General features: G+C 70.9%; 10 protein-coding genes and 1 pseudogene. 3 read left to right on the top strand and 8 right to left on the bottom strand.

All coding sequences use genetic code 11. The features are described from left to right. Nucleotides 1-370: LLM class flavin-dependent oxidoreductase (locus tag C3492_RS43390; RefSeq protein WP_146075812.1), on the bottom strand; the 370-nt coding region annotated here is incomplete at its 3' end. A gap of 734 nt (nt 371-1,104) precedes the next feature. Here C3492_RS43390 and C3492_RS43385 point away from each other — a divergent pair. The 3 genes from C3492_RS43385 (at nt 1,105) to C3492_RS43380 (ending at nt 3,331) form a co-directional block, all read left to right on the top strand. Continuing rightward, nucleotides 1,105-2,004, top strand: a complete 900-nt coding sequence (locus tag C3492_RS43385; RefSeq protein WP_103818072.1) for an NAD(P)-dependent oxidoreductase — start codon at nt 1,105-1,107, stop codon at nt 2,002-2,004. A 191-nt stretch (nt 2,005-2,195) separates the two neighbouring features. Beyond that, nucleotides 2,196-2,456 (top strand): hypothetical protein, encoded by a 261-nt coding sequence (locus tag C3492_RS46750; RefSeq protein ID WP_308461195.1) that lies wholly within the window; start codon nt 2,196-2,198, stop codon nt 2,454-2,456. 5 nt (nt 2,457-2,461) lie between these two features. Further along, a complete protein-coding gene (locus tag C3492_RS43380; protein ID WP_308461194.1) occupies nt 2,462-3,331 on the top strand; it encodes an FAD-dependent oxidoreductase in 870 nt (289 codons plus the stop codon). Nucleotides 3,332-3,694: 363 nt separating this feature from the next. Here the strand turns inward: C3492_RS43380 and C3492_RS43370 are convergent, their stop codons facing one another. The 7 genes and pseudogenes from C3492_RS43370 to C3492_RS43335 all read right to left on the bottom strand — a co-directional run. Then, nucleotides 3,695-4,150, bottom strand: coding sequence for a MarR family winged helix-turn-helix transcriptional regulator (locus C3492_RS43370; RefSeq protein WP_103818070.1), 456 nt, complete (start codon nt 4,148-4,150; stop codon nt 3,695-3,697). A gap of 198 nt (nt 4,151-4,348) precedes the next feature. Further along, a complete protein-coding gene (locus C3492_RS43365; RefSeq protein ID WP_103818069.1) occupies nt 4,349-5,062 on the bottom strand; it encodes an SDR family NAD(P)-dependent oxidoreductase in 714 nt (237 codons plus the stop codon). A 786-nt stretch (nt 5,063-5,848) separates the two neighbouring features. Further along, a complete protein-coding gene (locus C3492_RS43360; RefSeq protein ID WP_103818068.1) occupies nt 5,849-6,337 on the bottom strand; it encodes an SsgA family sporulation/cell division regulator in 489 nt (162 codons plus the stop codon). A gap of 189 nt (nt 6,338-6,526) precedes the next feature. After that, nucleotides 6,527-7,978, bottom strand: a complete 1,452-nt coding sequence (locus C3492_RS43355; RefSeq protein ID WP_103818067.1) for an NAD(P)/FAD-dependent oxidoreductase — start codon at nt 7,976-7,978, stop codon at nt 6,527-6,529. Nucleotides 7,979-8,068: 90 nt separating this feature from the next. Then, the gene (locus tag C3492_RS43350) at nt 8,069-8,512 is read right to left on the bottom strand and encodes a VOC family protein (RefSeq protein WP_103818066.1); all 444 of its coding nucleotides are present in this window, start codon (nt 8,510-8,512) and stop codon (nt 8,069-8,071) included. 1,229 nt (nt 8,513-9,741) lie between these two features. Further along, entirely contained in the window at nt 9,742-10,773 is a 1,032-nt protein-coding gene (locus C3492_RS43340) for an LLM class flavin-dependent oxidoreductase (RefSeq protein ID WP_103818064.1), read from the bottom strand. Continuing rightward, nucleotides 10,766-11,008: pseudogene (locus C3492_RS43335) on the bottom strand (LLM class flavin-dependent oxidoreductase); the annotation flags it as partial. The gene C3492_RS43340 and the pseudogene C3492_RS43335, both read right to left, overlap by 8 nt.

Raw genomic sequence — 11,008 nt, 5'->3', positions numbered from 1 at the left:
GCGGGAACGAGTCCGTGGCGGACGCTCGTCCCAGGACCAGTTGGGCCCGGCCGCCGGACACCGCGTCCAGGGTCGAGAACTCCTGGTACAGCCGTACCGGATCGTTCGTGCTCAGGACGGTCACCGACGTGCCGAGGCGGATCCGCTCCGTGGCCGTCGTCATGGCGGCGAGCAGGACCGGAGTGGCGCTGTCGACATGGCCCGCACGGTAGTGCTCGCCGACGCTGAAGACGTCGAGTCCCGACGCTTCGGCGAGCGCGGCCTCCTCGACCAGCAGGCGAACCGTCTCCGCGCTGTCGAGGACACGGCCGTCGTCCGTCGCGACCTCTCCGAAGGAGTTGAGCCCGATGGTGAAGGGGCTGGCGCTCATGATCCCTCCTCCGCCGGCACGACCGTCCCGCAAATCCTTGACCCGTCAAGTATTAGCCCGAGTGCTTGACGTGTCAAATACGCGGGGTGGGGTGAGCGCGGGGGGACGCGGACGTGGCGGGGCTTCACGTGACGGCCGTTGGGGCTCCGTCGTCGGCGAAGGGCGTCCGAGGACCGCCGCGAGGCCCGCCCGGGGGAGAGAAGAGCCGAGGACGTACGGCGGCGCGTCGGTGGGCCGGTGCGGAGTCGTATCGCCACCGGGAGGCGGGACCAGCCGGTCGGATACCCCGCGACTCCAGGACGTCCTCCGGGGAGGTGTCCCCGGACGCGGGGTCGCGGCGCAGGGCACGCGGGGTCTGCCGGTCACCCGCCCGGAGAGGCCACCCCAGCCCGAGTCGATGCGGCCGGGGTACAGCGCCTCCGGGGTCCCGAAGTCCTGTACTCCGGGCGGGGCGGTCACGGTCGGTACGGCCCTGCGGGTGACGAGGCGAGGACGGACCGCGCCGGTCCGTCCGTGGCCGGGACAACGGGGGAGCCGCCCGTTCGTTTCCGCCGGCTTCCGGTGTCCGGCGGAGCCGGGAGCGCCGACCGCGTCCCCCGTGCGCGCCCGCGGCGGCGCCTCCTCAGCCCGTCGGCCGTCGAGAGCTCCGGCCGTGTCACGCGCACACGCCGAGGACCGGGTGGCACACGTGGTTCGCCCCCCCGGGCCGCAGGGCGACGGGATAGCATCCGCCCATGTCGACGATCTGCCTGATAGGTGTGGGACGGATGGGCGAGCCGGTGTGCCGCCGTCTCGTCCTCGCCGGGCACGAGGTGCGGGCCCACGACATCCGGCCCGAGCGCCGGGCGGCGGTCCGGTCGTGCGGGGCCCGGTGGTCGGACTCGGCGGTGGCCGCGGCGTCGGGGGCGGACGTGCTCCTCACGGTGCTGCCCGGGGCCGCCGAGGTCACGGCGGCCGTGCGGGACGACCTCCTCCAGGCGCTGGCCGCCAACGCCACGTGGGTCGACATGAGCAGCAACACGCCGACGGCCGCGGAGCCCTGCCGGGAGCGGGCCGCCGCACACGGTGTCGGCTTCCTGGAGGCGCCCATCGGCGGCTCGCCCGCGGACGCCGCCGCGGCGCGGTTGCGGCTCTTCGTGGGAGGCGACGCCACCCTCCTGGAACGTCACCGTCCCCTGCTGTCAGCGGTCGCCGACCGCATCAGCCACGTCGGCGGACCCGGTACCGGCTACACCGCCAAGCTTCTGGTGAACCTCCTGTGGTTCGGTCAGGCGGTCGCCACCGCGGAGGCGCTGCTGCTGGGCCGGCGCGCCGGCATGGACCTGGGCGTCCTCACGGACGTCCTGGCCGCGGGCCCCGCCTCCTCCGCCTTCATCCGCCGGGACCTGCCCGCGCTGCTCGCCGGTGACTACCTCCCCGCGTACGGCCTGGACCGCATCTACGACCAGTTGGACGCGATCACCGCTCTGGCGGAACGGTGCGGCACTCCGCACGCCGTCGCGGACACCGTCCGGCGCCTGCACGAGGAGGCGCTCGAACGGTACGGGCCAGTCGACGGCGAACTGCTGGCGGTGGCACTGCTCGAGGAGAGGGCCGGTACGCTGCTGCGTCACCCGGCCCCGGCCACCGGCTGACGCCGTCGCCGCGGGCAGGCCCGCGCACCGCGACGGCCGAGTGCACACGAGTTCTTCACACACGTGCCCGCATGGAGAGGTTTCGCACGGCACGGGAGCCCCTCTGAACCCCGCACGTCCCTCCGCGCGTTCAACGAGAGGCGGCCCCTGCCCGGGCGGCATCGGTTGTCTGCCGAGGAGACTCGGCAGGAGTGCGAAGAAGTGAGCTCATCACGGCCATAGTCACGACCCTGCGACGGGTCGTCATCATCGGTGGGGGGTACGCGGGAGTACGCCTGGCGCGCGAACTCGACGCGGACGCCGACGTCACGCTGATCGACCTCAAGGAGGCGTTCTTCCACCGCGTCGCCTCGCTACGGGCCAGCGCCGACGAGGAATGGACGTACGCCCCGTCCCGTACCACTCACTTCTCGCCCGCGGCCGTGTCGTGCGCAACAAGGCCGTCGGCATAGCGACCGTGGAACGTGAGGTGATCCTCGCCACCGGCCACCGGGTGCCGTACGACGCCCTGGTGATCGCGACAGGCGCCGACTACCAGGAACCGGCGCGCTTCACCGGCAGCACCGTCGAGGAAGCGGCGGAGTCCTTCCGGAGCCATCAGCGACGCGTCGCCGGTGCCCGTAGCATCCTGGTCATCGGGGGCGGCCCCTCCGGCGTGGAACTGGCGGCGGAACTGCGGCTGGCCAACCCGTCGGCCACGGTGACCCTCGCACACCGCGGCCCCCGCCTGCTCAACCACCAGGGCACCGGCCGGATGGGCCGTCAGGCGCGGGCCTGGCTGGAGCGGCACGACGTGCGCATCCTGCTCGACACCTTCGTCGGTTCCGCCGACGGCGTCGGCGCCCGGCTGCGCGACCAGGCGGGCAACACCCCATCCGCCGACGTCGTGTTCTGGACGACCGGCACCACTTCGAACACTCTGTGGCTTCGCCTGGCGGGACTCGGCACCTGGCTCGACGGGAGCGGTCACGTCAAGGTGGACACACACCTGAGGGTGCTGGGACAGAGGGACGTCTTCGCGGTCGGCGACGTCAACGACGTGTCCGAGGCCAAGCTCAGCCCCTCGGCGGTGGCACAGGGGGAGGCCGCGGCGCACAACATCCGCACGTACCTCGACCACGGCAAGCACGCGGGCCGGCCACGCCCGTACAAGCCCGCGCCGGTCAGGATCTTCTCCGTGCCCTTCGGACCCGAAGGAGGCACCACCCTCCTCCCGGCACTCGGCCACGACGTCCTCGTCCTCGGCAACAGGGCGACGTCGGCGCTCAAGAGCAGGAACCTGGCCGTTTCGGTGATCCGCAAGCTGCTGGGCGTCACCGGCGGCTGAGGGGTGTCCGCGCAGTCGACGGCCGCCACCCAGTCCCGCGGCTCAGGGATGCAGCCACTGTCCTTACCCGGTCGGAGGCTGTGTTCGCGTCGTTGGTAGTGACTGGTGCGGTTCTGCGGCGGTTAAGCGGGTGAGCAGATGGCGTATCCCGGCGAGGCTGAGGTGGATGAGCCGGGAGGTTCCGTTTCCGCTGTGCCGGCGTGCAGTCGTGGAACGGGCCGTCAAGCAGGCGTGGTTGGCCGTGGCGAGCGCCATGTGGCGGTGCCATCCGGGGGAGCGGCGGACCATCCCGTCAGCCATCCCTCGTCCCCTTCCGGCACGAAGCCCCCGGCATGAGCCGGCCGGGTCGCTCGGGCGACAGCGTCAGCCGGACGCTATGCGCTCCAGAACCTCCGCGGCGGCGGCGATGTCGCAGCCCTCCAGACGCGAGAACACATGGCGTCGTACGCTCGCGAGATTGGTGGGCCAGGCCTGCTTCAGCTGCGTCCACCCGGCACTGGTGAGAACGGCGAGCCAGGCCCTCCCGTCGTCGGGTGACTTCTCACGGGTGACCAGCGACTGCGCCTCCAGCCGGTTCACCACCCGCGTCATGCCGCTCAGTGACAGCCCACACATGCCGGCCAGTTCGCTCATCCGCATCCGGTTGTCCGGTGCCTCCGAGAGGTGCACGAGGACCATGTACTCGGTACCCGAAATCGGATGCTCTTCCAGCATGTCCCCGTCCACGACCCGGGGCAGGAGTGTAATTACTTTCCCCAAGGCCCGTAGGAAGGCCTCCTCGTCGCGGCTCAAGGGCTTGATGGTTGTCACGTCTGCCATGGCGTCAGTGTAAATGCCGGAACCCTGTCGCAGACCGGTGCGTACCCGTTCACATCCGGGACTCCGGTCACGGAAAAGGAAATCGGAAAACAGAAAGCGACCGGTCGACTTAAATTGCAGGGGAAACTAGTGCCCTGCCCGTATGACAAGTCGATTCCCGTCCCTCACGAGTTCCAGGAGACACGTGTCCGACCGTCGTCAGTGCCCGGCGCTCTGGCCACCGTCGACGTGCAGGATCTCGCCGGTGACGAAGGGAGCGCCGTCCAGATAAAGAACCGCGTCGACGACGTCCTGGATCTCGCCCACCCTGCCGATCGGATGCAGATCACCCAACGCGCCGTAGGACTCCGGCGAATGCATGGGCGTCCTGATGATGCCGAGTGCGACCGCGTTGCTGCGGATGCCCCGCCCGGCGTACTCGATGGCGAGGGCCTTGGTGGCGGACTGCAGACCGCCCTTGGTCAGCGAGGCCAGCACCGCGGGGGTGGCCGAGCTGGCGTGGTCGACGAGACTGGTGGTGATCTGGACGATGTGCCCGCGGCCCTGGCGCAGCATCTGCTCGACGGCCAGCTGGGAGATGCGGAAGAACCCGGACATGTTGATGCCCGTGACCATCTCGTAGTCGGCCTGCGTGTATGCGTGGAAGGGCTTGGAGAGGAAGACGCCGGCGTTGTTGACCAGGGTGTCGATGCGGCCGAAACGCTCGAGCCCCGCGGAGATGACCCGCTCGGCGGTGGCCGGGTCGGCGATGTCTCCCCGGACGGCGAGGACGTCCGGATCCTGCGAGGGGGCGATGCCGCGGGAGGTGGCCACCACCGCGTGGCCGCGCTCGCGGTAGGCGTCGACCAGGCCGGCACCGATGCCCTGGGACGCGCCGGTGATGACCGCGACCCTCTGATCGGGGTTGCTCATGAAGATGCTCCGGAGAGAGATGGGTGGCTGCGTGTTCCCGGCGACCGACGATAGGACGCCGCCCCGGCGACAGGTGGGACAACATGGCCGTGAAGTCAGCCGTCTGCCCGTGGTCGGCGGGTTGATCGGCCGAGGTGACCTCCGCCGCCCGGCGGCTGCGGACGTGGTCGACGCCGGTCGCGCGCGAGGCCCCGTTGCCCGGCGCGGTGAACGTGTCGCGCTCGGCGTCGATCGTGATCGTCGGCACCTTGCGACGAGGTGGGCGGCCAGGGCGACGATGTCCATGAGGTGTGCGTGCCGGGGGCACCGGGGGCGGGGCTCCTGCTGAATGCGCGGTGCGCATGTGCGCGATGCGCGTGGCGCAGCGATCGTCACTGGTCGAGCAATTGCCCCAGAAGGGGCGTGTCTCCGGCGCGACGGCGATACATCGCGGTCGGGCGGAACGCACCGGTCACCGAATACGACCTGGCCCCCGCCGGCGGTACATGTGCGGAGCGGTCCACGGCACGTGTCCCCGGCTGAGGTTCCCAGCAGCACCGGCGGGCGGCGGGCGCAGCAGGCGGAACATCGTGTCGATGGCTCCCGGTGTCATTCCCGAGCAGCGACCCGCCGGACGGGCCGGGGTCCGGACCCCGGTACCGAGCCGGCTCGCCGGGCCCAGTCGACTCCGCCGGAGTTGGTGGACGCCCCGGCCGCGGACACGGGCGTGGAAGACCGCCCGGACGGTCCGCGGCGCGGCGGCGTCCTCCGCCGTGCCGCAGCCGGGGGCCAGGAAGGGATCCGGGGTCATTCCGTCCTGCGACCGGTCCCGCGCATCAGCCCGGCGAGGGACTCGTCCAGCCGCAGCGTGCCGCTCTCGGCGCCGGCCGCCACGCTGCCGTAGGCGCGGTCGAGGAAGCGCCGCAGCGCGGCGGCCGGCGCGGACACGATCGTGGTGCCGGTCGGCGAGCTGATCCGGATGCACAGCGCGCCCCGTCCCGCCCGCAGCCGGTGCGGGCGACGCGGTGCGGGCCAGGTCTGCACGTCTCCGAGACCGGCGGGCCTCGACAGCCCCTCCGCGAGGAGATCACGCGCGAACACCCATTCCACCGGTGGTGTCACACCCGAGTCCACCACCATCCGCACGGCGTACGGCTCGTCGGTCGCGTAGTGGAAGGACAGGGTGACCGGCACGGTGACCGAACCGTCGAGCAGGACGGTGCCTTCACAGCGGCAGCTGGTGCCCGGCCGTGGTGAGGACGCCGGACCGGGGCCATGGGTGGAGTGATGACTCATATCTTGCTCATTCGCTCAGGCGCTGCGCCGCGAGGGCGCCAGCGGGCCGGCCGACTCGCCGCAGGAACGAGGTGCCGTGAGGACGTGAGAGCCAACAGATGGCCGGTCGTCTTCATTCCGGTGGGCCGGTCGAGGAGAGGTTCCCGACTCTCGGCGGCGGCATGTTCCGTCACCTCGCCGGGGCGTCCGCTACCGCCCGCCGGCGTCCCGGTACGTCTCCAGCAGTCGCAGCCACACCTCGCTGATCGTCGGGAAGGCGGGGACGGCGTGCCACAGCCGCTCGATCGGGACCTCGCCCGTGACGGCGATCGTGGCCGAGTGGAGCAGTTCCCCGACTCCGGGCCCGACGAAGGTGACGCCCGCCACGGTGCCGTTCGTCGCGTCGACCAGCATGCGGGCCCGGCCCCGGTAGTCCTCGGCGTACTGCTGGGCGCCCGCCAGACGGCCGAGGTCGTAGTCCACCACCTCGACCCGGCGGCCGGTGCGCCGGGCTTCACGCGTGGTGAGCCCGACGGAGGCCACCTCCGGCGTGGTGAAGACGACCTGCGGGACGGCGACGTGGTCGGCGGTCGCGGCGTGCGCCCCCCAGCGGACGTCGTCGACGGGCGCCTTCCCGGCGCGGGCGCCTATGGCAGCTCCGGCGATCCGGGCCTGGTACTTGCCCTGGTGGGTCATCAGCGCGCGCCCGTTGACGTCGCCGACGGCGTAGAGCCAGCCGTCGGGGACGGCGGTCACCCGGCAGGTGTCGTCGACGGTGAGCCAGTCGCCGGGCGTCAGGCCGATGGTCTCCAGGCCGGCGTCCGTCGTGCGCGGCGCGCGGCCGGTGGCGAAAAGGATCTCGTCCGAGGTCAGCTCCGCCCCGTCCGCCAGGGTGATCCGTACCGGGCCGTCTCCGCCGTTCTCGCGGTGTACAGAGGCGACACGGGTACCCAGTCGTAGGTCGACGCCGGCCTCGTGGAGTCCGTCCGCCACCAGTTCACCGGCGAACGGCTCCATCTTCCTCAGCAAGGTCTCGCCGCGTGCCAGCAGGGTCACCCGGGAGCCCAGCGCCTGCCAGGCCGTGGCCAGCTCGACGGCGACCACCCCGCCGCCCACCACGACGAGCCGCCGGGGTACGCGGTCGGCGGTGGTGGCCTCACGGTTCGTCCACGGGCGTACGGTGTCCAGTCCGGGAAGGTCGGGCAGGGCCGTGCCGGTGCCGGTGCAGAGCGCGACGGCGTGCCGCGCGGTCAGCCGGACGGTGTCCCCGTCGGGTGTCTGTACCGAGACCTCACGGGGACCGGTGAGCCGGCCGTGACCGCGTACGAGGTCGACGGAGACCGAGTCGAGCCAGTCGACCTGGTCGTCGTCCTTCCAGTGGGCGGCCATGCGGTCGCGGTGCGCGAGGACCGCGTCCACGTCCAGCGGTCCCCGCACCGCCCGGCTCAGCCCAGGCACCCGCAGGGCGTCGGCGCGGGCCGTCACCGGCCGCAGCAGAGCCTTGCTGGGTTCGCAGGCCCAGAACGAGCATTCGCCTCCGAGCAGTTCCCGTTCCACGATCACCGTGCTGAGCCCGGCGGCGGCGGCCCGGTCGGCCACGTTCTCGCCGACCGGGCCCGCGCCTATGACCACTACGTCGTAGGCGCGGGAGGTCTCGTCCATCACATGCTCCTGTCCTGGGGGGTGCTCCGGGCTCCACCGCGGGGCCCGAGCCGGCATCGCTTCAGCCGTGTCCGGCGAGCGGTCTCGTCGTCACCGGCCGGGAAGCCGGGTGGTGACCTCCTGCAGAACCCAGCCGTTGCCGTCCGGGTCGCTGAAGGCGGCGAAGGAGCCGTAGCTGGCGCGCTCCGGGTGCGGGCCGCTGACCCGTCCCTCCTCCGTGCCGCGGTGGAACACCCCTCCGGCGTCGTGGAAGATCCCGCCCACCTCGATGCCGCGTTCGACGAGTTCGGCGTGGGCGGCCTCGATGTCCGAGACGATGAGGTGCAGGCCCTGGACGGAGCCGGGTGCCGCCGTGGTGACTCCCGTGCCGAACAGGATCGAGCACTCGGAGCCGGGCGGCGTCAGGTGTACCACGCGGTAGCTGTCGTCGGCCACGTAGTCGACGTCCAGACGGAATCCCGCCTTCTCGTAGAACTCCTTGGCACGGTCGACGTCGGAGACGGGCAGCACTACGACTTCGAGCTTCAGATCCATGGTCGCCTTCATTCGTGCGGACGAGGGTGTCGCGTCGCGGAGCACCGCGGACGTCACCTGCTGAACAGGTGACACTCTGGCATTCCGTGCGTCACTCGTCAAATAGGTGACGCTGGGAATGGTGTGCGGGGTGCGGGCGCGGGTCCGGGAGGACCGCCCGGCGGCCTGGCCGGGTGTGACCCCGAACGTGGACATGATGAATCTGCGTCCGTACGGCCGGGCCTGGTGCCGGTCCGCCGGCGTTCTCCGGATTCTGTGGACGTGTGCAGCAAGCGTTTCGGGCGAGGGCGTTCGCGAGGGACTCTCCGTCCCGGAGAAAAGGTCTTCCTGGTTCATTAATGCCTTCGCTCGATCGCTTTTGATGACTCGTCGTGCCAACAAGTCATTGTCTTGTCAAGTAGATGCAAGTGTCTGACAATCAGTCAAGTCGCTTCATGTGTCGCGCACATCACTCGGCAGCCGACGGTGTGCGGCCTTGACGGCGGCCCGGTGGCGCCGAGTCCGGCCGTCCTGGCCGCCGAGGTGCCCCGGGTCCGTTCGGCGCGCCAACCACCCCTGGCGGACGAGGCCTTCGAAGGGGCGACGCCGGAGAGGTCCTGCCTCGCGACTCTCGACTTGTTATTCACCAGGACTTTGAAAGGCGGCACATTGCTTGCACAGTAAATTATTCGCACATCCTTCTGATCTGTCCGTTCTTGTCGGACATGGCGTGGACGTGCGCTCGCTGCGCGGCAGGTGATTCCTGCCGCTCGAAGAGGAGTTTTCTTGCTCAGTTCGTCCGGTCCCAGACCGGGGCGGCAGCCGCACCCCGGACCGCCGCCCACCCCACCGACGTCGTACAGCAGCCGATCACACGGGCGGCACCCACACCGTCACGCTGATCACCGGTGACAAGGTCACGGTCGCCACCTCCCGCGGCCGGACCACCGTCCGCTCCTTCGAAGGGGCGGAGAAGACCGGTTCCGGATGTCGTCCGGGTGCGGGTGGCTCGGGACAGTCCCGGTTGTCGCTCCACCAGCGGGCAGCCCATCACGTCCCGCCGCCGGTGCGAGGTGCTGGTTCCTCAGTTCCTCCTGCCGCTTCAGAAGCGTCTGCAGCTCCTCGCCTTGCGGCGGTGCCGTGATCGGGTTCCTCTCGTGGACCGTGTGGGCATGGCGGCCGACGGACCGCGGTCGCCGTGCACGAAGGCGCGGTTTGGCCGGCGTGTTCCGGTCCGGCGCCGGACCGGTTCAGCCGGCGAGCATGTCGCGGACCATGGGGATGACCTTCGATCCGTAGAGCTCTACCGCGCGAAGGCGGGCGCTGATCGGCTGTGAGCCGGCGGTGTACAGGAGGTCGAACCTGGCGACGTCGAGCCCGCGCATGGCGCCGGCGATCTTGCGCGCGACCGTCTCGGGTGAGCCGATGTACAGGGAACCGCGCTCGATCTCGGCGTCGAACTCCCGCCGGCGCACCGGGGGCCAGCCCCGCAGCGCGCCGATCCGGTCCCGGATCTCGCGGTAATGCGGCCAGAACACCTCCCGGGCCTCCTCGTCGGTGTCGGCGACGAAGCCGGGGGAGTGCAGACCCACCGGATGGGCGGTGGTGCCGAACTGCTCCGCCGCGCGCCGGTAGAGGTCGACGTAGGGAGCGAAGCGCTCGGCCGGACCACTGATCACGGCGAGCATGAGGGGGAGTCCGTAGTGGGCGGTCCGGACGACCGACTGCGGGGAACCACCGACGCCGACCCACGTGGTCAGGTGTCCGGACTCGGTGGTGGGGAAGACTTCCGCGTTCTCCAAGGGGGCCCGCACGGTGCCCTTCCAGGTGACGGGCTTCTCTTCCAGCAGCCGCACGAAGAGGTCGAGCTTCTCCTCGAACAGCGTGTCGTAGTCACTCAGGTCGAATCCGAACAGGGGGAACGACTCCGTGGACGAGCCGCGGCCGAGGATGACCTCGGCCCGGCCGCCGGAGAGCGCGTCGACCGTCGCGAAGCGCTGGTACACCCGCACGGGATCGTCCGAGCTGAGCACGGTCACTCCGGAGGAGAGACGGATGCGGCGGGTGCGGGTGGCGATGCCGGCCAGCACGGTCTCCGGCGTCGAGACCGCGTACTCGGGGCGGTGGTGTTCGCCGAGCGCGAGGACGTCCACGCCGAGGTCGTCCGCGAGCACGGCCTCCTCGACCAGTTGCCGGATCGCCCGGGCGTGGGAGACGAGAACGCCGGAGTCGTCCTCGGGTACCTCGCCGAACGTGTCCAGGCCGAACATGAGATCAGACATGGGCGGACTCCTTGCTGAGCAGTTCCCGCACCCGTGGGGCGACTTCGCTGCCCAGCAGCTCGATCGTGCGGGCGCGGGCCTGCCGGGGCAGGTGCATGATGTCGTACTTGAGGTCGAAGCGGCTCAGACGCAGGTCGCGGGCCACGTCGGCGATCTTGCGGGCGACCGTCTGAGGAGAGCCGACGAACAGCGCCCCGCGGTCGAGTTCCTTCTCGAAACGTTCCCGTGTGGGTTT

Origin of the sequence: Streptomyces sp. Ru62 (assembly GCF_002920615.1) — a bacterium.
Taxonomy (GTDB): Bacteria; Actinomycetota; Actinomycetes; order Streptomycetales; family Streptomycetaceae; genus Streptomyces.
The sequence above is the reverse complement of the archived record's forward strand: the minus strand, read 5'-3'. Positions and strand labels throughout refer to the sequence as shown.